This is a genomic window from Streptomyces sp. NPDC002386, from assembly GCF_053593175.1.
This window is the reverse complement of record NZ_JBSFBX010000019.1, coordinates 116496-137453: the sequence shown is the minus strand read 5'-3', so window position 1 is coordinate 137453 and position 20958 is coordinate 116496. Positions and strand designations below refer to the sequence as shown.

The window sequence follows — 20958 nt, the reverse complement described above, 5'->3', positions numbered from 1 at the left end:
GACCACGAAACCGCACACGCCCCCCACACCAGCAACACCAACGACCCCCAAACCAACTTCACCCCCACCGTCACCCTCCACCGCACCATCCACTAGGTGTTGCTGGCCATGACGTTGGTGACGCTCGCGTGGAGGCGTGAGGCTGGAGGACGGTTACCGGCGGCGGTGTGAGGCCGGTGGTAGTTGTAGTGGACGTTCCAGACCGCGATCGCCCGAGCTCGTTCTGCTTCAGAGGTCCACTGCCTGGCGTAGAGGAGTTCTTCGGCAAGGATGCGCTGGTAGCGCTCGACCTTGCCGTTGTGCCGGGGCGTGTAGGGCTTGATCCGCTGGTGGCGGGAGGCCCACGAGATCAGGGAGCGCACGAAGACTGCGGCGCGGTAGTTTGCGCCGTTGTCGGTGACCACGCGCACGACCCGGTGAATGCCGTGGGCGGCGAAGAACGCGCGGGCGCGGCTGAGGAACGCCACGGTGGTGGCGGCCTTCTCGTAGGGAAGGGGCTCGGTGTAGGCCAAGCGGGAGAATCCGTCGACGGCGGAGTGCAGGTAGACGTACCCGCTCTTGGCGCCAGCGGTCTTCGCGCGCTGTGCGGCCCTGGCCTGCTCGGAGCCCCGACCGTGGGCCCGCCACCCGCCGCCGTCGGGGATCCGTCCGACCTTCTTGACGTCCAGGTGGACCATGTGGCCCGGGTAGCGGGCCACGATCCGTTTCGACGGGCGCCTGTTGGCCGAGCCGTCGGGGTCGAGGAACCGGCGGTGGTTGATGCCCAGGCGCGCCAGCCACCGGCCTACGGTGCGTTCGCTGATCCGCACTCCCTGGCCTGCGAGTTCGAGGGTGATCCGGCGGGCGGACCACTTGTTGTCCCGCCGCAGCTGCTCGATGCGTTCGACGACATCGGGTGGGGTCTGGGTCGGTGAGGATCGCGGGATGCTTGGGCGGTCCTGCAGCCCGAGTTCGCCGTGCGTGTCGTACCGGTTCTTCCACTTGGACAGGCAGGCGCGGGAGACACCGGCCTCGGCGGCGACGTGCGCGATCGGACGGGTGCGGCAGCGCTCCACGAGCCTTCGGCGTCCCTCGATGTTCAAGGGGGCGTTCGCGTGTGTCACCGGAGCACCTCGGTGCTCCGGCCGGCCGTGAGGGCGGTGAGGAGGGGGAACGCGATGAGCAGCGCGACCGCAACGAGGAGTCCGATTGCCCAGAGAGGCCCGAGGTCCCCGGCTTCGGTGCTGAGGGTGGCCGCAGCGATGACGGGGCCGACGGCGGCGCCCACGTTGAGCGCCGCGGTCGCATACGAGCCGGCCATGGTGGGGGCTTCCGCGGCCTCGTAGAGGACCTGCGTAATCAGCGTGCTGCCCAGCGCGAACGACAGTGCGCCCTGCACGAACACGAGGATGAACAGGGCGACCGGCTCGTTCGCCAGCATCGCGAGGGTCGGCCAGCCGATGAGCAGCAGCGGGCCGCCGACCGCGATGACCGGACCGGGACGCCGGTCGGACAGCTGGCCGGCGACGGTGACGCCCACGAAGGAACCCGCGCCGAAGAGCACCAGAGCGACAGAGATCCACAACTCGCCCAGGCCGGCGCTGTCGGTCACCACGGGGGCAAGGAAGGTGAGGCTTCCGAAGGTTGCCGAGTTCACCAGCGCGCCGAGCAGCATCACCAGAATCAACCGCGGCCGCGTGAGCTGGGCCAGCTCCGCTCGCAACGCTGACCTGCCAGTCGCCTCATCCTCATCACGTCCTGCTGGGATTCCCTTCAGGATGCCGAGAGCGGCCGGCAGGCAGAGAGCGGCGACAGCCCAGAATGTGGCCCGCCAGCCGAGCAACGCGCCGAGCACCGAGCCGCCAGGGACACCGGCGATCGTGGCCACCGTCGTGCCTGACAGCAGCACGGCCAGCGCACGTCCTTTCCTGTCGGGTGGAACCAGCGTGGCCGCAGCCGTCAGAGCGACGGCAAGGAACCCTGCGTTCGCAAGCGCGGCGACGATCCGGGTGGCGAACAGGACCGGGAAGCTCGTGGTCATGGCGCCCACGGCATGAGCTGCCGCGAAAACGAGGACGAACCCGAGAAGGCTGGCGCGCCTGGGCCAGTTGCGGGCAAGCGCGGCCACAAGCGGGGCGCCGACGATCATGCCGACCGCGAAGGCCGAGGTGAGCGTTCCGGCTGTCCCGACGGTGACGTCGAGGTCTGAGGCGATGTCCGGCAAGAGGCCGGCGAGCATGAACTCCGAGGTGCCCATGGCGAAAACCGCCATGGCAAGCAGGTACAGCGGGAGAGGCATCGAGTGGCTCCGAGGTGAGGAGAAGCACGAGAAGGTCATCTCGTCACCGCGGCCAGCCCCATGGGCACACTCGCCCGGCCGCAGAATGCGGCACGACGACAGGGCTACGAGCTCAGTGGTTCAGGGGGCTGACGGCGTGACCGAAAGCCCCCACCTTGTCTGACTCAGGACTCGACATGGCCCGCACGCTACCTGACCGATGCCCGTCGAAGCATCTTGGTTTCACTGACATCGGCCTGTGTCACCAACGTCATGTCCCGCAACATCTAGCCGAGGCAGGACGTCGCTCTGCGCATGGGACCCGCTCGCAGGAGTGCAGATCGAGGCTCTGAACGGGCCGTTCCGACGCGTTCGACGTCCGCGTCATCGCCCCCGCGATGGCGCTGGCGAAGCGGGCGATGTTGTCGGGTTCACCAACGTCGCACTGATCGAGCACGGCCGTGAAGGGGTCCCAGAGGGGACCAGACAAAGGCCAAGGCGGTGCGCATGTCCTCATAGGTGTAGCGGAACAGCCGTCCGTAGGGCGGTAGATCACATTCCGGATTCTGGGGCAGGACCATCCTCACCGCGCTCACCGACCAGCTAAGCCCGGACCGGCTGCGGAACCGGCCACGTCGCCTCTCTGCCGGCGCGCTTCCCCAATGCCGTACCTCGGCACGATCGAACCCGCCCGTCCCGGGTCGTGACCGACGCCGCCGGACGGCCCAGACAACGGCCCAACACATCCGTTGTAAGACGTATTTCCGGGCCGATCGGGCTGATTCGCCGTCCAGGAGGCGGTACGGTCTGACATGGGGTCAGCACTGGCTGCTGGGGGTGTGGTGACGGGCATCGAGATCGCGATCGGGTACCTGTTGAACCCGCCAGCCGCGGACTGGGTAATAACCGATATGCGAGGTGCGGCAACCTCGGGTGGCGTGACGCCAAGAACTCGACTCCCCGCCTCCACCGGATGCGCGTCGGGTGCTCCATGGAGGTGCGCTTCATGCCAGTTCGGACCTCGCGACCGACAAGGCCCATGCCACGAAATCGTCGTCGATGGATGCCACTAGACGATCCACAGTGGCACGACCGCCGGAATCGAAGCGGATGTGCATCACTTCCCCGGGCCCTCCCGGAGTGAGATCCCAGACTTCCGCCACCCAGCCGTCACTGCCTTCGATCCCATCGCTGAGTACAGAAATATCGATAAGAGCGCCATCGCGCTTGTAGAAACCCATCCCCAGGCCTTCCCAACGAATCAGATCAGAAATGTGGCGCCCCGGACTGGAGCGCCACATTTTAGCCTTCTAACCTCTAGACGAACCTAGTCCCTGAAGGAATGCATGAGCCAGTCACCCACACCTCCGGGTTGCCTAAATTGCACCCCTCCCCAGGAAACATGGTACTCGAGAATATTGTCACCAGCCCTGTTGGTGTACTGCTGCACTGCCACCTTCGGGTCTTCGAGTATTTTGGCCAACGTCTCCTGTCCCAGATCATTCCAGGCCCACGGGTTTCGCTTTCCACTCGGTCGCGGCCATTGACCGGTATTCGTTTCGCGGGTTTCATGTTTCTTCAGTTCATGCCCGGCACGAGTGTAGTTGTTCTTGTCGGCCGACTTCCCACTGGCCAACAGGTCATCTACGGCCGGTCGGCCGGAAGAGCTCCCGCTGCCGGTCGCAGCACTGTCCGCTTCACGGAATGCCTTGCCCAGTTTGTCCGCACCCGAGGCCATCATCGGGCTGCCGACGGCCAGCATTCCGATGCCGACGGCTACGACCGGGGCGCCGCCTACGCAGAGGACCCCTGTTCCGCAGGCCGTGGCACCTGTGGCGATCGCTTCGCCGCCGAAGGTGTCGATGATGCCGCCGCCGAGGGCCTGGACCAGTCCGCTCCAGAAATCGCTGCTCTGAACCAAACTGTTCAGATAGTTGCCGACGTAGCTGTTGCTGTCGCTGGGGCCCTTGACCGGGGCGCCGCAGTCCTGCGGAAGCCCGGTGCGGGCGCAGCGATTGCTCGCGCCCGAGTCTGAGCTGACGTTTCCAGAGCTGCTGGTGGAGGCCGTTCCGGTCTGGTTGTAGTGGACCCTGCCGCAGCTGCCGTGGTGGCAGCTGCCGGCGCTGGGGTTGTTCGGGTCGATGGGGCCGTCCGTGATGATGTTCCCGGAACCGTCGCCCTTGGGTGTGCCGACGCCACAGACGTCGGCAAAGCACAGGCCGGTCGGGTCGGACTGGGTGACCGGTGTGTTGCCGGCGTAGCTGTAGCCGTTGAGCGACTGGTGCTGGTCCAGGCTCAGGACTGGGTCGACGCTGATGAACTGCCCGAGGGTGGGGTCGTATTCGCGAGCGCCCACGTGGGTCAGGCCGGTCGTGCCGTCGGCCGGCTTGCCGAGGAACGCCTTGTCGTCGGGCCAGGACGCCGGCTTAGGGCTGTCCCGCAACGTCTTGCCGAAGACCCGACGAGTCGGCTGGGTGAGGGCTCTGCCATGATCGCTTGTCGACGAGAGGGGCTGTGATGGCCATCGACGAGCGACCTGACCCGGTGCAGATCATCGCGAGAGTGGGGACGGGCTTCTCCGCAGAGCACCCGGAGCGGGCGATCCAGGTGTGGATGTATCTCGCGGCGAAGGCCGGTTGAGATGTCAGCCGCGTCGACGACGCCTCCGTCGACTTGGACGCCGGTGAGTGCGGGTTCGTTGAGGTCGAGGGCCTGCGATACCTGGTGCGCCGGGGCCGGAGGGTGCGTCGGACCCTCTACGACGACAGCGGCGGAAGCCTCACTCAGCGGCCGATCTTCGGCTTCGCCGCATGGGCGGAACCGGTGCTCTCGGCCGACGACATCATTCCCTGAGGCTCACCGGGGAAGACCTGCCGCGTCTGAGACGATCTTGTAGTGGCTGGTGTGATCTCGGCGTCAGCCGACCAGAAGGGCCCCGATGTGGCGGACGGCTCCAGCGAGGAGCGCTACGGGGACGAGGCACCGCGAGGCGGGAGCGGGCGCAACGTGGTCGTGGGGCGGGGTGGTGGAGGGCGCGCGCCGAACTGTTCCGTGTACATAAGCCCCGGCCGCGCCTGACGGTTCAACCCGTGAGGGTGTTGAGCCAGCCGGTCAGAAGTCGGTTGATCTCCTCGGGGCGTTCCTGCTGGATCCAGTGGCCGCAGCCCTCTACGAGGTGGCAGGCGGTCAGGCCCGGGAGGGTGGCGGGGAAGGCGTCGATAGCGTCGGACATCCAGGTGGTGGAGGCGTCCAGGGCGCCGCCGATGAACAGGGACGGCTGCTTGATCGGGGCTCCGCGGCGGGGGGCGAGGTCCTCCCAGTCGCGGTCCACGTTGCGGTAACGGTTGAGGGCGCCCGTCAGACCCGTGCGCTCGAACTCTCCAGCGTAGACGTCGAGGTCGTCCTCGGCCAGCCAGGCCGGGAGGATGCCGGCGGGAAAACGGTCACGCAACTGGCCGCCGTGGGCGACGAAGTGCGGGGCGGGCTCGCCCTGGGCGGGCATGGTGTCGGCCGACAGGGCGGCGTAGAAGCCCGCGAGCCAGCCCCGCACGTCAGGCTCGATCTCCGTCTCGGCGCGGCCGGGCTCCTGGAAGTAGGAGACGTAGAACTCCTGCTCGGGGCCGCCGATCTGGCCGAAGATGTCGGTGGGGCGGGGGCCGCCGGGTGGCACGTACGGGACGCTCAGCAGGGCGACGGCCCGGAAGACCTCGGGGTGGAGCAGGGCGGAGGTGGCGGCGATGTTGGAGCCCCAGTCGTGGCCGACGACCACCGCGTTCTCCTCGCCGAGGGCGTGCACGAGGGCGACGTTGTCCTCCACCAGGTCCAGCATCCGGTAGGCATCCGTCTCCGCAGGCTTGGAGGAGCGGCCGTAGCCGCGCACGTCGAGAGCCACCGCCCGGTAGCCGGCCGCGGCGAGGGCCGGGAGCTGGCGGCGCCAGGAGTACCAGGACTCGGGGAAGCCGTGCACGAGCAGGACCAGCGGGCCGGTGCCCTGCTCGACCAGGTGCAGGCGCCCAGCAGGGGCCTCGACGGTGCGGTGACGGAGTGCGGCGGACGGCTCGGGTTGCATGGGGTCTTCTCTCAGTTCGCGGGTGGACGCAGATACGCATCGATCATGCGGCGCAGCGACCATCCACCGCGATTACCCTTGCCACCCTGGCAAACTTGCAGGACAGGATGGTGGAGCGGCACGTCCTGAAGGAGGCAGAGCGGGTGACAGGCGACGACGTGGCCGACACGCTGGCGGCGATAGGCCCCCGGCTGCGGGCCGCACGCCAACACCGCGGCTCCACGCTCACCGGCGTCAGCTGCGCGACCGGCATCTCCCCGAGCACGCTGTCGCGGATCGAGACCAGCCGACGCAAGCCCACCCTGGAAGTCTTGCTGCAGTTGGCGAAGGAGTACGGCGTCTCCCTGGACGAGCTGGCCGGCACCGCTCCCGCCGCCCAGCCCCACACCTCCGCGCTCCAGCGCTTCGGCGACGACAAGGCGGTGCTACCGCTGACCCGATACGTCGGGGGCCTGCACGCCCACAAACACGTCCTACCCGCCGCCCAGGAGCCGCCCGCGCGGCCCCGGCAGGTCTCCCACGACGGCTGGGAATGGCTGTGCGTCCTGTACGGGCGGCTATGGCTCGCACTCGGCGACCAGGACCTCGTCCTGAGTGCCGGGGACGTCGCCGAGTTCGACACCCGCAATCCCCACGGGGTCGCGAACGCCGGCCACGGCGGCCCCGTCGAGTACCTGATCATGTTCGGACCGCAGGGAGAGCGCCTGCGACCTCGCACCCCGGCCGCCCCCGCCCCCAAGGCCCGGTAGCAAACAACGAACGAACGGCCTGACGTCCCGAACACGCCCAGGATGTCAGGCCCCTTCCTCGCCGTCCTCAGCAGCGTCGCAGTCACGGAAGGAGCGCAAGCCCCGGCCGGGACCGCTGGCCATGACGGTGAACAGGTAGCGGCCCAGGAAGTTTGCGTGGCCGGCCGCCACGCAACGCCTATATTCGGCCAGGACACGAAGGGGTGGGGTGCGCCGGACCCGCTGCGACTCTTCCTCGATGTTGGGTGAGGGGCCGGAGGGGCGTGCACCGAGGAAGTCGGGCACGTTTCCAGGCCCGTCCAAGGCCAGCGCGGCCAGCAAATGTAGTCGGGCCCGCAGGACGCGCCGTGCGCGAGCGACCCACGGGGCGGCTTCAGGCAACGGCTGCAGACCCCAGGGAAGCAGCGTCGCCGTCACCTCAGATAACGGCGAGACAGCGAAGCGGGAGCCCGGCAACATCCGCGGTGAGCTCGATCAGGCCCCGTCCTGCCCTCTCGCGCCGCGACGATTCATTCGAACCTGGTCGAATGCTGCCACAAAGCGTCGCGGCGGCGGGGCGGATCAACGCAAGGTGGCGAGGCACCGAAACCGACGCTCTTCTCGCACGGAGGACGAAAATGATCTCGAAACTGCGACCCACGCTCGTGCCGGCCGCGATAATCCTTGGCCTCGTGATCGCCACCAGCGCGCCCGCGACTGCCGCGACGGGAGGAGGATGCGGCACCAAGGAAACGACCGATGCCTGCATCAGCAAGACGGGGAACTACGTTTACGCAGACTTCTACCAGAACGCCACGCCGGACAGCAGCAGCACCAGGGCCGTTCTTACCCTCTACAACAAGGGAGCAGCGGTGAAGTCGGCGACGTACGCCCTCAACCGGACCGGACGGTTCGGGCCGATCAACTACAACGTAGCCACGCTCCCTGCGACCAGCGGAAGCGCCTACTCCTGCGTGAAGGTCTACACCAGCACGGGCGCCCTGCACCGCACCAGCTGCAGTCCCACGCTGTACTACTGACGCCTGGCGGCGAGGTCGTCGCCGACGGCGCTCTCGTCGCCAGCACCCTCCCGGACAGTCCCATCATCGTGATCGACCTCGATGACGGCCCCAGGGAACTGCTGCCCGAACTACCAGCCTCGCTCCGCGTGTCGGCGAGACTCGCAATGGACCGGGTTCTCCGAGACAGATCAGAAGTTGGCAACCGGCTGGGTGGACAGCGCCGCCGCCGACCAGTGGCGCCAGGAAGTGCCACAGATACTTGAAGCACTCGAAACACCCGCTGATCACTAATCGTGACCGCTTCACGGAAGTCGTGCCAGAGCCCGAGATCGGGCAGCATGCCGTACGTTCGGACCTATGACGCGCACCTTGAAATGCAGGTTGGTGGCTCAGTGAGCGGCTGGTGGGACTAGTTGGAGGAACGAACCTGCCGAGAGGTCGATGCCGACGTGCTGCGCGACCGTCGGCTGTCGGCGGTCAGGTCCGTCTGGGAGGCGCTACGCCCGCTGGGGGTGGGACTGCACGAAGCCGAACGGGTGGTCCGCGCTCAATACGAGGCTCTGGGCGACCGTGTGCAGCGCACGGCGCCCGATCCCCTGGACCTCCCCTCGCTAGCAGCCCGCGCCGCGGCTCTCCCCGGCCGTGTGGCAGCTGTGGAAGCGTTCCGGGACGGCGATACAGTCCACGACTGGTTCGTACGTCTGGTCGCGGTCCTGGACGCCCCGGAGAGGGAGGGCCAGCTGGCGACCGTCTACCACCCGACGTGACGGCTCTTCTCCTAGCGTTGCCGCCGCCATGGCCGGCCGGGCGCTGGCCGACCACCTTCACGTGCCCTTCCACTTCGCGTCCGCGGACGTCCCTGATGACAACGCCCCGCGCTTCTGTGCGATTCACGGGTCGGCGGAAGGTCCGTGACCGGCGGGCATCGACGAAGCGCGGCGACTTCGAGAAGGCCTGATCGCCTGCGGCCCCAAGGTCGATCCCGTGGGAGATCGTCAGGGGTGCCGGAACCGCGGACGTGGGCGACGCTCAGAACGCGGCCGGGCAGTTGAAGGACCTGCTCGAGGCGAACGCCTCGGCGTGATCGGCCGGGGCAAGGTTCACCCGGACCCGGCAACCTGTGGCGAGGTGGTGATGCTGTACGCCGCGCGCTTCGACCGAGTGGGCGAGCTCGGGCACGACACCGGCATCCACCATGCGCGCGGGGTCGCGTTCGCCGAGGCGGAGCAGATGGTGGTGACCGGTCAGATCACCGACGCGGTGACGATCGCCTCGCGGTGCCGAGCCCGGCAGGCGGGCCTTGGCGAAGAAAGCCCGACCGTGTGATAGGGGCACAGGGATGCGACCGGCTGACTGCCGTGATCGAGGACGTCACCGAGCAGCAATTACCTACGGGCACGTACGGAGTGGCTGTTCCGAGCATGGCCCGTGAGGTCGTGCGGTGCCGAACCATCATGGGTGCAATTTGCGGAAGTCCTGGTACTCGTCGCATACGATGCCCTGGTTGACCCAGCGTTGGGGGTCTGCGGCGAGGTCACGCTCGGCAAGGCGCAAGGCGTCCTCAGGGGCGGTCAAGACCGCGATCATCCGTCCCCACGTCTCCGCCTCGGGATCCAAGGGTGGGAACTCGGTGATGTCGAAGAAGTTGTCGGTGCCGATGTCTTCGACATCACTCACATAGATCGTCACGCCGGAAGAATCTGGGCTGAGGGCGATCCACCGCAGCCCTCGGTGACCATCGCGTTCCACCCTGCCGAGGAACTGCTCGATCTGCCGTCCGCGCCGGAGAGCGGCGATAGCGAGTGCGGGGATGAGGTGTCGCATGCAGGTTCCTTCACTGGTACTGGTCGGTCAGGCGTCCTGGGCCGATGTGATCGGCAAAGTAGATGAGGGTGGCCTGCGAATCCATGCCGAAGGCTGCGACGAGTTTGGGGTCCATGATGTTCACCAAGTCGACGAGACGGGTGCTACGGATGCTCGATCGTCGCTGGCAGGTTGTGCCATGCATGTCCACAACCGCCTTGGCAGTACGTCTCGCGGCGGCGAGCGTCAGCAACGGCGAACACGGAAACGAGGACGCGGAAAGCCTTGACGTGTTCAGCGAAGGGGAGGCCCGCGAATCCGTAGCGGGGCGGGTCCATGCAGATCATCACCGAAGGGTTAGCCGTGAGCTTCACACCGGACCGCGCCACCCCCGCACGGCCGTCCGCAGCAGTAATGTGCGCCTGCATCGCATAGCCGGCGACTTCCCGCAGAACTTCCTGCTGGCGTGTCGCGACGAGGTCGGAGAACCAGCCCGCACCATCGTCCAACGTACGGAGTCCCTGCGCGATCTCGTTGACGACCCGCTCCACCTCGCGTCGGAAGGTGCGGCCGTCGTCGGTGCTCGGTCCGGTCATCGCTTGATGATTTCACGATGCGGGTTCGACCAGGACGCGGCGAACCTGTTCTTCCAGCTCATAGCATCGCTAGGAACAGGGATCGGTGACCGCCTGTTCCACCATACCGAGGGTCTCACCCTGGCTGGCTGCTCCTACCGGACCCTCCAGTGACGCGAGTTTTTGGCGAAGGACAACCGGGATCACGTCAACTGAGCCCGTCAGTTGCGCTGGTCGGCAGAACGCCAAATACGCTCTCGCCGTTCGCGGTCTTCGAACAGGGGGCTACCGTCCCCTACGACTGCGAACCAACGCCACGAAAGCGATCACCACGATGATGACCAGGAGCCAGACGGGAGGCACGCTCCCCCCCTTGTAGGCCAGCACGCACGCATCAGTGATCGGGATGCACGGGTACTCCCCCCTTCGGGCGATGGCCGGACATCCGCTGGCGACGCTTTCTCAAGTGGCGTCCGTCGCGTCAATCCCCCGCTCTTGCCTCCCTCTTCCTGCTGCTGATCAGCATTGGCCGGTGCGTCGGCGCTGGGGGCGCGCCGGGCGCCGGCCCGAGCGGCGGCCGGGAGCCGGAGCTCCGTCGGCGGGGGCCGTGTCGGGTGAGGAGAAACCGCCGGGGACACCCGCCCGGGCGGGAGCCGGCACCGCGGCGGCAGGCTGTTCGACCGTTGGGCGGGGGCGCGCGGCGCGGGCGACCACCGTGGTGTGCGGGATCAGCGGAGCGCAGGCCGCGCAGACTTCCTCGATGGTCCACACGCGGCCCACGGTGGGTTCGTGACGCAGGACCAGGGTCACGGCGCCGGCGCAGTGCGTCCGGGTGTCCGGGTGTGCCTCGCACCGGGTGGAGCCGCAGTGGCACCAGGCGTTGGGGCGGACGGTGGCCGCCTTCGCGTGCGCGGCGGCGTGCTGCGCGGCGAACGCGCGCAGCGCGGCCAGGTCCTTGGAGCGCGGCGGCATCCGGCAGGCCGCGGTGGTGCAGGAGACGGTGGAGGAGCGATCGCTGTGCCCGGTGAGCCGGATCGTCCAGGCCCGCCCCAGGACGCGGTCGGTGGGGGTTTCGGTGTGCGCGGTCGTCACGCGGGCATCGTCCATTCATTGAGGGCTGGCAGGGGTGGTGTCGGTCCACTATGGGCTACCCGCCTGCCGCAGGGGCGTCCGGCTTGTTCCGATGGCGCTATCGAAGTGCGGTGAGGGGCTGTCGGGTCCGGCCCGCCAGGTCGGCCATGCTCACGGGCGGTGCCGAGGGATGCTTCACCGCATCGGAGGCGGGAAACCGGCGAAGGGGTGCGGGCGGGGCTGGGGCCTCGCCAGCCGCAACAGCGCCCGTCTTGCCCTGGCCTCCGATCTGTCGGCATCCGTCCTCGCCGACCTCATCGGCACGAGCATCAGCAACGCCACACGGTGGGCCGGATACGCCAGACGCGACTGGCTCGACTTCATCGCGTCCTGCACGCAGATCTGACTGCTCCCCCGGTCAACGGCCATGGTTCACAGAGACCATCACGAGATGGGGGCGGTCATAGCACCTCTGCGCATTCGTCGACGAATGCGCAGAGCCGACGAATGAGGCTCGAGAAGAAGGGGGTGGGGTCCGAGTCGCCCATGGTCGGCCGCAGGTGGTGCAAGTGCCGGTCCAGCAGCTCAGCAGGTCTTGGAGTGCGTCGAGGACCTGGTAGAGGGTCAGACCGGCGTGTGTGCTTTTGGGTCGAGCCGCCTGAGGGTGAGGAAGGCCTGGGCGGCGGTGACGAGGGTGACGTGGTGGTGCCAGCCGCGCCAGGTGCGGCCCTCGAAGTGGTCGAGTCCGAGGTCAAAAGGGCGGTTCGCTGCTGCAGCCGCCCGCCCACAGATTCGAGTCTTGCTCGTCAGGCAGCGAACCTGTTTCCTCTCCCCAGGACTTGAGACCACGGCCGGCGATGAAGCGGTACGAGCGGTTGTCGCTGCAGACCAATACATCACGGACCAGCGGCGTAAGAAGGGCGCGCTGCTGAACGAGCCCCGGGGCGTCCAGGAGCGAAACAGCCGCAGCAATGGCCGCTTCCTGAACAGCAAGGTCCGGTGCGTGGAGGAAAGCAGAGACAGCTTGGAAGAGCCCGGGACGCAGTGCCCGGACCTGGACGGACTCTGGATACTCCTCCAGGGAAAACCCCGCGCCTGCCATGTGCGCCTCTGCCTCGCTGTCGACCTCGATGGCCACCGACGTCACCCAGTCCAGCAAGGCAGGGCGCAGCGGCAGGGCTCGGCCGTCACGGTCGACCACAACGGTGCCCGTGCGCGGGTCCCTGAGGATCGCCGCCACATACGCTGCCGCAGGCACGGTGGCGGAGTAGATCGTGTTCTGGTGATGCACCGGATCGTTGAGGTGCCGCAGAGCCCTGGCCTGTGTGCCAGCGTCGTCCGCCAGCAGTCCGGCCAGCAGAGCAGGGGTTCCTGCGGCCGACCCACGGGCCAGGGCTTCGGCGTAGTCGGCGGGCGTCCGTTTCGTGATCACTTGAGGTGAAGAGAGGGAGAGCGGGCGGTTCCTGATCACGTCCGTTGCCCCCCGGAGCCCTTGCGTCTCCCCCGCACCGTCGGGTGGAGCGAGCCGACTGCGCTAGGAGATGATCCCGCGCGTGGCTGAAGAGGCAGGTACAGATGCGGACGACGCTTGCGCATGGGATGAGCGGCTGGGTTGGGCGTTCGGGCTTATAGCGGAGGATCCGGCTGCGAGAGGTGCAGCGCTCGTCCATCTGACGGAGGCCCAGAGGAAGGTCACGGACGCGCTCGCCCGGTCCAACGAGATGTGGCTGCGGACGCGGCCCCTGGGAGCGGACGAGCAGTACCGGGAGCCGGCCTTTCTACAGGCGCGCCGGAGGCATCAGCAAGCCCAGAGACGTTCGCTGCCTGATGGGGTGTGGGGTGGTCCGGTGGACGGGGACCTGGCGACGTGGCCGGGGCTGCCCTATGTGTTGCTCTTCCTGGAGTGGGAGGCGAGGTACCCGCTGGAGTGGACGCAGCATGCGAAGGCGTGGGGTACGAAGCAGAGCCTGATCCGGAAGGTGGCCCGTGCTCGCCAGGAGGAGGCGATCAAGGCGAAGCTCACCGACCTGGTCGAGATCGTCGTCCACCGGGCGTATCGCTGCAAGGATCGCGAATACGTGCGGGTTGCCAGGGCTGTCGACAGCGCTGACCTGCGGGGCAGGCTCGATCGGGCAGCCGATTCGGACAGTCCGTGGGCCCGGTGCCACGCCGGGTATGTGCTCTGGCTCCTTGACCGCCCTGACCTGCCGAACACCCGTCGTGTCTGGCAGACCTGGGTGGCAGGCGAGGCTGCGGCGTTGCTGTGACCGGCGGACGATGCAGGGTAGGTTCCCGTGATCATGGAGTGCTCTACGCCCGTGACCTGCCTGGAAGACCGTGCCTGCCGACGCATCATCCCTGATTCCGCCTGCCCTTGACCGGCTCCGCGAGCAGTCCGACGTTGGGCCCGGGGAGGTGCCCGGCCTGCTGGAGCGGCTGGCTCAGGTGCCGGATCCGCGCGATCCGCGCGGCGCGCGCCATGCCCTGGCCGTCGTGCTCACGCTGACCGCGTGCGCGGTGCTGACCGGCGCGACCTCGCTGCTGGCGGTCGGCGAGTGGATCGCGGACGCGCCGCCGCACGTGCTGGAGCGACTTGGCGTGCGCCGCGATCCAGTACTGCCCCGGAAGCTGGTGCCCTCGGAGGCGACGGTCGGCCGGCTGCTCGCCCGCATCGACGGTGATGCCCTGGACCGGGCGGTGGGCGAATGGCTTGCCGACCGCCGGCCCGAGAGCACCGGGCTGCGCGGACTGTCCGTGGACGGCAAGTCCCTGCGCGGTGCGGCGAAGGCCCAGGGGCGGAGGATCCACCTACTCGCCGCGGTGGAGCACACCACGGGGCTGGTCCTGGCCCAGCTCGACGTCGGCGAGAAGACCGGTGAGGTCACCCGCTTCCAGCCGCTGCTCGACACCCTCGCCGACCTGGCCGCAACCGTGGTCACCAGCGACGCGCTCCATACGCAACGCGAGCACGCCGCCTACCTCCTGGGCCGCGGGGCCCATTACATCGCGATCGTCAAGGGCAACCAGAAGAAGCTGCGCAAGCAGCTGAAGTCCCTTCCCTGGATGGACATCCCGTTCCAGGGCCGCACCCGGGGCACCGGCCACGGCCGCGCGGAGATCCGCCGGATCAAGGTCGCCACTGTGAACAACTTGTTCTTCCCCGGCGCCAGCCAGGCAGTCCAGATCAAGCGCCGCCGCACCGACCGCAAGACCGGCAAGACCACCATCACGACCGTCTACGCGGTCACCAGCCTGACCGCCGAGCAGGCCAACCCCGTCCAACTCGCGAGACTGATCCGCGACCACTGGAAGATCGAGGCCCTGCACCACGTCCGCGACACCACCTTCGCCGAGGACGCCTCCCAGCTGCGGACCGGCAACGCACCCCGCGCGATGGCGACCTGGCGCAACCTCGCCGTCGGCGCCCTCCGGCTGAGCGGCGTCAAGAATATCGCCGCCGGCCTCCGTCGCAACGCACGCGACGCCCGCCGCCCCCTCGCACTCCTCGGCCTCGCATGATCACAAAACGGGCGCCCGCCGACTACGCCGAAGCCCTGACCCACGGGCATGTTCGAGTGAAGCCCAGTCGGTCGCCGCCAACAGATCCCATGGGTCTGGCAGCACATCGTCCACATCCGTGATCGTCACACGTCGAGTATGGCGGTTTCTCCCACGCCTACCCCTGCCACCTCATGCGCATTGCGGGACAGCTTTTAGCACGGAAAGCACTACGTGACCCTGGCTGAGCTACAGGTTCACCTCGATAGCTGCAGCCTGAACCTGACATGGCACGTCGAATTTATCGAGATCGTTGATCCTCGATGTGTCGAGATGGAGAGAAGGTCCGCTGATACAGGGATGGATACGCTGACGCTGTTGTCGTTGACGACGCCTTTCCTCCAGTTGATCGATGCCGAAGCACGTGGGTTCGCCGAGGACGAGCTGGTGCTCGTCCTGGCGGAAGTCGACAGCACCTTGTGGGACGTCAGGGCTGTCGACGAGCGTGTACTCAGCGAACTTCGTCACCACTACCCGGGTGCCAAAGACCTCTGAACGGGGCGCTTCACCGCGGACGGATGGCGGATCGCAGCTACGGTGACCGTCCCGTCGAAGACGTACGCCCGCATGTCGAATCGCGTGGCGATCACTCGGAAGTCCTTGAGCCGGTTGATGGTCCGCTCGACTTCGTTGCGGCGGCGGTAGAGGGCTTAGTGGGGCGCATAAGAAACGGAAGTCAATTATTTCGTGACTTTAGTCACATCGCTCCGCGAATTAACTTGCACACTTAGTAGATGCGTCATGGCGTACATCTGAGTTTTTGTCCGTCTTGGCCTGAATGTGGATCCTGCGGTGTGTGTCTGAATTCCGTCCGACCGACTGGCGTGCCCATTGCCCTGCGGCGTAAGGCTTCTGACGCTGCGGCAGTTCTTCCTCCTTTCGCTGTGTGGGGACCGGAGGCCCGCGCATGGCCTTGGCGAGGTGCCGAGAACTACGAAGCGACGTAGTGGTGGGTCCCATTGCGTGTCCTGTCGAGCCGTTCTAAGAATGTCGACCCACAGGACGTCGCTGCAGTTCGGAACCGGTGTTCACGCCGAGTCGACCGCGCGCTGTGGCGCTCGGCGTCACCGAGTGAGTAGGAGCCCTCCCCCACATGCAGTCCTTCCGAATGTTCCCGAGATTCCTCGCTCTCGCTGTCGGCCTGGGTCTGGCCTCCAGCGCGTTGGCCGTGGCGGTGCCGGCGAGCGCCCAGCCGGCCGCCAATCCCTCCGATTCCGCCGATACCTCCGTGGCGGGGTACGCCGGGTCGGCTGAGGAGGCTGCGAACAACAAGGCGTTCTTCGAGGCTGTGCTCAAGTCGGTCGCCGAGAAGAGTGCCGCCCAGCCGAGCGGGCAGGCGGTGACGCTCCACTACGACGTCTCCAAGGCGCCGAGCTTCCGTTCGCAGATATCGAGCGCGGCCGAGATCTGGAACAGCTCCGAGTCCAACGTCAAGCTCGAGGAGGCTTCGAGCGGTTCGAGCAGCGCCGACTTCTCCTATTCCGAGGGCAACGACCCCCGCGGGTCCCACGCCTCCACCGACGGCCACGGAAGCGGCCAGATCTTCCTCGACTACACCCAGATCCAGCAGTACGACTCGATTCGCGTTGTCACCCACGAGACCGGGCACGTCTTGGGCCTGCCGGACAACTACAGCGGGCCGTGCAGTGAGCTGATGTCGGGCGGCGGACCTGGCCCGTCCTGCACCAACCGCAGCCCGAACGCCACCGAGCGTGCGCGTGTCGACGAGCTGTGGGCCGGCGGTGGCGCGCAGGCTTCGGGCACGGGGAACCAGTCCGGAGGCGGCCCGAGCGCTGCACCGTCGGCACCGTCCGCGGCCCCGGGCACGGGGAACCAGTCCGGAGGCGGCCCGAGCGCTGCATGGCCGGCATGGCCCGTGGGGCCGGGCCAGGGTCCGCACCATCGGACGATCTGGAATTGATCGACGGACCGCCACGAAGATCCGAGATCAGTATCCGCGCGTCCAGGGCGAGCAGGTCTCGTTGCCAATCGGACCGGCACACACCTTGAACTGATCGATGCTGCCGCCATCGGCAGGCCGCTCTGATCCGCAGCCGGCACTGGATCCGTTGGCGTCACCGACGTAGTCCTTCAGTCCCTTGGCGGTGATGTACCACGTACGTACGCCGAGACCGTCGGCTCTGACGTCACAGGCCTGGACCGTGGTGCTGTAGTTGTATGACTTGCCGGAGCCGGCCTTGGCTCCGTTGACGTACACGACTGCCGTTACGTCTGCCGCGCTCGCCGGAGATGCAGCGAAAACCATTCCCAGTATTGTCGCGGCAGTGATCCCCGCTATGCGCATTGACCTGGCCATGTACTTCCTTTCCGAAGGTCTTCGTAACTGGTCTTCACATTTCTCTTCCTCGAATTACGGGCCAGGCTCCCGTCTCCTGTCAGCCCGAGCCCGCGCGCTTGTCGAGGGCATGCCTAATAGTTGTGGGAGGTGGCCAATCGATCATTGATGAGGAGTGCCAGGTGCTTGACGATGCGTGCCATGTGGGACCCAGTCGGCTTGGTGCTGCCGGCGGTAGTCCTGCGGGCCGAGTCCGTAGACGGCGCGGAACGCCCGGGAGAAGTGCGCAGGGTCCGCGAAGCCGCAGCGTGCTGCCAGGGCGTGGATTGGTTGGCTGCTCAGTAGAGGATCGGTCAAGTCGCGGCGGCAGCGCTCCAGTCGGCGGGCGCGGATCCATCCGGCGACGGTGGTGTCCTGGTCCTGAAAGAGCCGGTGCAGGGTACGCAAGGATATGTGGTGGGCTGCGGCGACCGCGCCTGGAGAAAGGGCTCGATCACTCAGGTGCTGTTGGATGAAGGCATGGATCTCCCCTAGAAGGGCCCGCTGGTGGGTCTGGGACGGCAGTGACGCGGCGGAGTCGAGGTGGTGGGCGAGGAATGCGGTGAGCAGGTCAAGGGTGCAGATGGCCAGGCGGGAGCCGTCCGCCGCTGCGTAGGTGGCGGCGTTGGCGACCAGCTGGGTGAGGTAGCCGGACAACAGGGCGCCTATCCCCTCGCGGCCGGGTAGCCGCACTGCGGTGAGCTGATCCACCCTGGTCGCGGGCAGCGGCAGGAGGGCCCGGGGGAATTGAACCATCACTCCTCTCACGGTTGCGGTGTCCTGGTCAGCGGATGCCCAGCCGTGCCAGGGGCGTGAGGTGTCGTAGAGCATCACCTCCCCTGGGCCGCTTGTGGTGTCGTGACGGTTCTGGAGGATTCGGTGGCTGCCGTGCAGGTTCAGCATCAACTGGTAGGACTTAGGATCGGAGCATCGGATCATCTTCGTCGTCCGGCGGGTCTCCAGCGACGGGTAGGCCAGAGCGGATACCACCACCGAGCCCAAATCCAGCCTCCGCATGCTAGCCCGGAAGTTCGCCTCGTGATCGCTTCGAATCATGTTGGGTATCAACGCACTGGCCGTCATGTCGTGCCAGGAGCCGAACCTCTCGGCCACTGGCAGTTCTTCCGTCCGAAACTCCGTCACCAGCACCATTCATCCCCCAGTACGTTGCTGCTTCCAAGACGGTCATGCCGGCGGTGAGACCACTCCGGCTGCGGCGGGCTCCTCCACAGCCAGGCAGGATGACGGGATCCCGCAAGACGCGGTAGGAGTCGAGAAGGCCCGAGCGCCCGCGGGAGCGGCCTGGCCGACGCAATCAGCAGCGAAGCCCTCAGACAGAGCAGCAGTGTCGTGACGCACATCCATTCACCCCCGAACGAAGTGGAGCAGGGCCTGCTGCACGAACTACCCCGGCTGACCTGGCCCTCGGCCCGTCGGCGATCAGGCCGCGGCCCACCAGGCTGCGCCAAACAGGCATGCTGCCTCGACGTTCCGTGCCATGATTCGAACAGGTTCGACGGGATGGGACTGCTTTAGGTCTCGCCTCCACTGGAGTCCGTAGAGCGTTCGCACGCATCCACCGCTGTCCGTCGGCGATGCCACGCAGTCAGACGCTCACCGCCGCGGGGTTCTGCCGCCGCCAGAGGTGAGTGCCGAATGCCTTGTCCAGGGGCTGGCCATCGGGAGATCGATCCGTGGGCTGGCTCGCTCGAAGGAATCTTGGGACGCTGGGGCGATCTACGGGCGGTGGCTCGGCTGACCTGGGCGAAGCTCTACCCGTCGCTCAACAGGTGTTGAAGCCCTGCTGCACAGCGATGAGTTTCGAGGTGGTCCCCGGTCTACCGGTCAGACCGCTTCATCGCACTCGTGTCAGGAGCCATCTTGAAGCTTCTTCTTACGGCAGCGGGTATCACCAACGCGAGCATCCAGGACGCGCTGGTACGGCTGCTGGGCAAGCCGATCGCCGAGTCCGACGCCCTGTGCATCCCCACTGCGGGGTACGGGCACCCTATGGGCAGTCCTGCCGGGGCCTGGCGATTCATCAGTGGACATTCTCGCCTGCCCATGTGCGACCTCGGGTGGAAGTCCTTGGGAGTGCTGGAGCTCACCGCGCTGCCCAGCATCGGTGCAGAGCGTTGGGTCCCCTGGGTTCAAGAGGCGGACGTCCTGCTGGTGAACGGCGGCGATGCGCTGTATCTGGCCCACTGGATGCGGCAGTCCGGCCTGGCGGATCTACTGCCGTCGTTGAGCGAGAAGGTTTGGGTGGGGTTGAGCGCAGGGAGCATGGCGATGGCCCCTCGTATCGGCGACTACTTCGTCGAGTGGACGGCACCCACCGGGGACGACAGCGCGCTGGGCGTCGTCGACTTCTCCATCTTCCCCCATGTGGATCACGTAGACCTGCCAGAGAACACCATGGCAGAGGCGGAGAAGTGGGCAGCCAGCCTTCCGAATCCCGCATACGCGATCGACGACGACACCGCCATCACGGTCGTCGACGGTGCAGTCGAGGTCATCTCCGAGGGCAAGTGGCGTCACTTCCCGGCCTGAGCGAGCGCCGCCCCGGCGTCCGGCCAGTTCGTCCATCGGCACCGGCGCCGCACTGGAACCTCACACAAGCGCCCGAAACGCACTCGCCCGCCGTGCCCGAGCGGATGCTCCTGACCATCATCCGCAGCAGGCCCGCCGCAACGCCCCCCGGGGCCGCCGGGAGGGTCGTGCGCAGCCACTCAAGGTGTGTGCCGGGCCCGTCGGCGCCTGTGCGATCGCTGCGGTGGCGATGCCGAGGCCCGCATAGCCGCGTCTGCCGCAACGGGCGGCAACGGCCCGGGCTCGAACCCAAGCGCCGCCCCGCCCCGCATGCTGACCAGCGGAGACTGCATGATGGGGTTCATGAAGTCTCTTGCCGCGGCGGGCCTGCGGATCGTGGACGGGTGGAGCGAGCCCGAAGGGCTCATTCCTCCCATCGTCACCGGCCAGGCACCAAGCTGCCCTCCCGAGGAAGGGCGCGTAGAGGCCACGCTGGACGTCCTCGAGCCGAAGCTGCATGAGAAAGCGAACGCCGACTGGTACCGGCTGTCGGTCGAAGGAGGGCTCTTCTCCGAGACCGACCGCAGGTTCCTGCTCGCCCTCCAGCCCGACGAGAACCGCCTCGCACGGTGGCAGTGCGTCGAGCTGCAGAGCGAGTGGGACGTCATGGGCAAGGGGGCTGCCGGACTGCTCGGCAGCGCACCCTGTCGCCCCGAGTTCCGCATGGCCTCGCTCGACGGGAACGTGCTGTGCTTCGCAACGACGTGGGAGCACGCGATCAGCACCTCCGTGCTGAAGGCGCCGCATCGTTCGCAGGTTCTTCGCCGGTGGGCCGAGGCACTGACGGACGGCACGATGGACGACATGGGCGAGCCGGACGAGCCGCCGCTGAGCGTCACGGCACGCCGCTGGCTCGACAACCACTAGGCAATCCTCCGACTGATTCGGAGCCAGATAGCAAGCGCTGCCGCTATGGCGGTGCCGAGGAAGAGGTAGCCGCGCCACGTCGGT

General features: G+C 67.3%; 22 protein-coding genes and 2 pseudogenes. 12 read left to right on the top strand and 12 right to left on the bottom strand.

What is annotated here, in order from left to right; translation table 11 throughout:
* Window positions 1-92: 92 nt before the first annotated feature.
* From ACWCPN_RS31205 to ACWCPN_RS31190, 4 genes are all read right to left on the bottom strand, one after another.
* Window positions 93-1103, bottom strand: coding sequence for an IS481 family transposase (locus ACWCPN_RS31205; protein WP_451212958.1), 1011 nt, complete (start codon window positions 1101-1103; stop codon window positions 93-95).
* Entirely contained in the window at window positions 1100-2278 is a 1179-nt protein-coding gene (locus ACWCPN_RS31200; RefSeq protein WP_451212955.1) for a Cmx/CmrA family chloramphenicol efflux MFS transporter, read from the bottom strand. Before ACWCPN_RS31200 ends, ACWCPN_RS31205 begins: the two co-directional genes overlap by 4 nt.
* 983 nt (window positions 2279-3261) lie before the next feature.
* A complete protein-coding gene (locus ACWCPN_RS31195; protein WP_451212952.1) occupies window positions 3262-3558 on the bottom strand; it encodes a hypothetical protein in 297 nt (98 codons plus the stop codon).
* Window positions 3559-3584: 26 nt separating this feature from the next.
* Window positions 3585-4700 (bottom strand): RHS repeat-associated core domain-containing protein, encoded by a 1116-nt coding sequence (locus tag ACWCPN_RS31190; RefSeq protein WP_451212950.1) that lies wholly within the window; start codon window positions 4698-4700, stop codon window positions 3585-3587.
* A 74-nt stretch (window positions 4701-4774) separates the two neighbouring features.
* Between ACWCPN_RS31190 and ACWCPN_RS31185 the strand changes: the two genes are divergently transcribed.
* Window positions 4775-4897, top strand: coding sequence for a hypothetical protein (locus ACWCPN_RS31185; RefSeq protein ID WP_451212947.1), 123 nt, complete (start codon window positions 4775-4777; stop codon window positions 4895-4897).
* A 442-nt stretch (window positions 4898-5339) separates the two neighbouring features.
* On the opposite strand, the gene ACWCPN_RS31180 is transcribed toward ACWCPN_RS31185, so the two are convergent.
* Window positions 5340-6326, bottom strand: a complete 987-nt coding sequence (locus ACWCPN_RS31180) for an alpha/beta fold hydrolase (RefSeq protein WP_451212944.1) — start codon at window positions 6324-6326, stop codon at window positions 5340-5342.
* Window positions 6327-6469: 143 nt separating this feature from the next.
* On the opposite strand from ACWCPN_RS31180, the gene ACWCPN_RS31175 reads away from it, so the two are divergent.
* From ACWCPN_RS31175 to ACWCPN_RS31160, 4 genes are all read left to right on the top strand, one after another.
* Complete coding sequence (locus tag ACWCPN_RS31175) at window positions 6470-7075, top strand: helix-turn-helix domain-containing protein (RefSeq protein WP_451212967.1); 606 nt, start codon at window positions 6470-6472, stop codon at window positions 7073-7075.
* Between the two features lie 617 nt (window positions 7076-7692).
* Window positions 7693-8094: a hypothetical protein gene (locus ACWCPN_RS31170; protein WP_451212941.1), complete on the top strand. Its 402-nt coding sequence runs from the start codon at window positions 7693-7695 to the stop codon at window positions 8092-8094.
* A gap of 431 nt (window positions 8095-8525) precedes the next feature.
* Complete coding sequence (locus ACWCPN_RS31165) at window positions 8526-8843, top strand: hypothetical protein (protein WP_451212938.1); 318 nt, start codon at window positions 8526-8528, stop codon at window positions 8841-8843.
* Between the two features lie 313 nt (window positions 8844-9156).
* Window positions 9157-9402 (top strand): hypothetical protein, encoded by a 246-nt coding sequence (locus ACWCPN_RS31160; protein WP_451212935.1) that lies wholly within the window; start codon window positions 9157-9159, stop codon window positions 9400-9402.
* A 126-nt stretch (window positions 9403-9528) separates the two neighbouring features.
* Here ACWCPN_RS31160 and ACWCPN_RS31155 read toward each other — a convergent pair whose 3' ends face one another.
* From ACWCPN_RS31155 to ACWCPN_RS31145, 3 genes are all read right to left on the bottom strand, one after another.
* Window positions 9529-9900: a hypothetical protein gene (locus tag ACWCPN_RS31155; RefSeq protein WP_451212932.1), complete on the bottom strand. Its 372-nt coding sequence runs from the start codon at window positions 9898-9900 to the stop codon at window positions 9529-9531.
* A 143-nt stretch (window positions 9901-10043) separates the two neighbouring features.
* The gene (locus ACWCPN_RS31150; protein ID WP_451212929.1) at window positions 10044-10475 is read right to left on the bottom strand and encodes a DUF5958 family protein; all 432 of its coding nucleotides are present in this window, start codon (window positions 10473-10475) and stop codon (window positions 10044-10046) included.
* A 498-nt stretch (window positions 10476-10973) separates the two neighbouring features.
* Window positions 10974-11546, bottom strand: a complete 573-nt coding sequence (locus tag ACWCPN_RS31145; protein ID WP_451212926.1) for a hypothetical protein — start codon at window positions 11544-11546, stop codon at window positions 10974-10976.
* Window positions 11547-11715: 169 nt separating this feature from the next.
* Here ACWCPN_RS31145 and ACWCPN_RS31140 point away from each other — a divergent pair, with 169 nt between their 5' ends.
* The gene (locus ACWCPN_RS31140; protein WP_451212923.1) at window positions 11716-11931 is read left to right on the top strand and encodes a hypothetical protein; all 216 of its coding nucleotides are present in this window, start codon (window positions 11716-11718) and stop codon (window positions 11929-11931) included.
* A gap of 345 nt (window positions 11932-12276) precedes the next feature.
* Here ACWCPN_RS31140 and ACWCPN_RS31135 read toward each other — a convergent pair whose 3' ends face one another.
* The gene (locus ACWCPN_RS31135; protein WP_451212973.1) at window positions 12277-12996 is read right to left on the bottom strand and encodes a hypothetical protein; all 720 of its coding nucleotides are present in this window, start codon (window positions 12994-12996) and stop codon (window positions 12277-12279) included.
* Window positions 12997-13078: 82 nt separating this feature from the next.
* Here ACWCPN_RS31135 and ACWCPN_RS31130 point away from each other — a divergent pair, with 82 nt between their 5' ends.
* The 3 genes from ACWCPN_RS31130 (at window position 13079) to ACWCPN_RS31120 (ending at window position 15578) form a co-directional block, all read left to right on the top strand.
* Window positions 13079-13792 carry a hypothetical protein gene (locus ACWCPN_RS31130; RefSeq protein ID WP_451212920.1) on the top strand — a complete coding sequence of 238 codons (714 nt, stop codon included), beginning with the start codon at window positions 13079-13081 and terminating at the stop codon, window positions 13790-13792.
* Between the two features lie 70 nt (window positions 13793-13862).
* Window positions 13863-15044 (top strand): ISAs1 family transposase, encoded by a 1182-nt coding sequence (locus ACWCPN_RS31125; RefSeq protein ID WP_451212917.1) that lies wholly within the window; start codon window positions 13863-13865, stop codon window positions 15042-15044.
* 213 nt (window positions 15045-15257) lie between these two features.
* Complete coding sequence (locus tag ACWCPN_RS31120; protein WP_451212914.1) at window positions 15258-15578, top strand: hypothetical protein; 321 nt, start codon at window positions 15258-15260, stop codon at window positions 15576-15578.
* On the opposite strand, the pseudogene ACWCPN_RS31115 reads toward ACWCPN_RS31120, so the two are convergent.
* Window positions 15554-15733: pseudogene (locus ACWCPN_RS31115) on the bottom strand (hypothetical protein); the annotation flags it as partial. The gene ACWCPN_RS31120 and the pseudogene ACWCPN_RS31115 sit on opposite strands and share 25 nt — an antisense overlap.
* A gap of 443 nt (window positions 15734-16176) precedes the next feature.
* On the opposite strand from ACWCPN_RS31115, the pseudogene snpA reads away from it, so the two are divergent.
* A pseudogene (gene snpA, locus ACWCPN_RS31110) lies at window positions 16177-16827 on the top strand (snapalysin); the annotation flags it as partial.
* A gap of 204 nt (window positions 16828-17031) precedes the next feature.
* Here snpA and ACWCPN_RS31105 read toward each other — a convergent pair.
* Both ACWCPN_RS31105 and ACWCPN_RS31100 read right to left on the bottom strand, forming a co-directional pair.
* Entirely contained in the window at window positions 17032-17400 is a 369-nt protein-coding gene (locus ACWCPN_RS31105) for a hypothetical protein (RefSeq protein ID WP_451212911.1), read from the bottom strand.
* A 141-nt stretch (window positions 17401-17541) separates the two neighbouring features.
* Window positions 17542-18570, bottom strand: coding sequence for an AraC-like ligand-binding domain-containing protein (locus ACWCPN_RS31100; RefSeq protein WP_451212908.1), 1029 nt, complete (start codon window positions 18568-18570; stop codon window positions 17542-17544).
* Between the two features lie 729 nt (window positions 18571-19299).
* Between ACWCPN_RS31100 and ACWCPN_RS31095 the strand changes: the two genes are divergently transcribed.
* Together ACWCPN_RS31095 and ACWCPN_RS31090 are read left to right on the top strand one after the other, a co-directional pair.
* Window positions 19300-19968 carry a Type 1 glutamine amidotransferase-like domain-containing protein gene (locus ACWCPN_RS31095; protein ID WP_365130210.1) on the top strand — a complete coding sequence of 223 codons (669 nt, stop codon included), beginning with the start codon at window positions 19300-19302 and terminating at the stop codon, window positions 19966-19968.
* Between the two features lie 342 nt (window positions 19969-20310).
* On the top strand, window positions 20311-20874 hold the full coding sequence (locus ACWCPN_RS31090; RefSeq protein ID WP_451212906.1) for a hypothetical protein: 564 nt from the start codon (window positions 20311-20313) through the stop codon (window positions 20872-20874).
* Window positions 20875-20958 lie beyond the last annotated feature (84 nt).

Excerpts from the sequence above, each read along its gene's own strand:
- ACWCPN_RS31200 (WP_451212955.1), bottom strand. The coding sequence starts at position 2,278 with ATGCCTCTCCCGCTGTACCTGCTTGCCATGGCGGTTTTCGCCATGGGC.
- ACWCPN_RS31195 (WP_451212952.1), bottom strand. The coding sequence starts at position 3,558 with ATGTGGCGCTCCAGTCCGGGGCGCCACATTTCTGATCTGATTCGTTGG.
- ACWCPN_RS31185 (WP_451212947.1), top strand. The coding sequence starts at position 4,775 with ATGGCCATCGACGAGCGACCTGACCCGGTGCAGATCATCGCGAGAGTG.
- ACWCPN_RS31180 (WP_451212944.1), bottom strand. The coding sequence starts at position 6,326 with ATGCAACCCGAGCCGTCCGCCGCACTCCGTCACCGCACCGTCGAGGCC.
- ACWCPN_RS31170 (WP_451212941.1), top strand. The coding sequence starts at position 7,693 with ATGATCTCGAAACTGCGACCCACGCTCGTGCCGGCCGCGATAATCCTT.
- ACWCPN_RS31155 (WP_451212932.1), bottom strand. The coding sequence starts at position 9,900 with ATGCGACACCTCATCCCCGCACTCGCTATCGCCGCTCTCCGGCGCGGA.
- ACWCPN_RS31150 (WP_451212929.1), bottom strand. The coding sequence starts at position 10,475 with ATGACCGGACCGAGCACCGACGACGGCCGCACCTTCCGACGCGAGGTG.
- ACWCPN_RS31140 (WP_451212923.1), top strand. The coding sequence starts at position 11,716 with ATGCTTCACCGCATCGGAGGCGGGAAACCGGCGAAGGGGTGCGGGCGG.
- ACWCPN_RS31105 (WP_451212911.1), bottom strand. The coding sequence starts at position 17,400 with ATGGCCAGGTCAATGCGCATAGCGGGGATCACTGCCGCGACAATACTG.
- ACWCPN_RS31100 (WP_451212908.1), bottom strand. The coding sequence starts at position 18,570 with ATGGTGCTGGTGACGGAGTTTCGGACGGAAGAACTGCCAGTGGCCGAG.
- ACWCPN_RS31090 (WP_451212906.1), top strand. The coding sequence starts at position 20,311 with ATGAAGTCTCTTGCCGCGGCGGGCCTGCGGATCGTGGACGGGTGGAGC.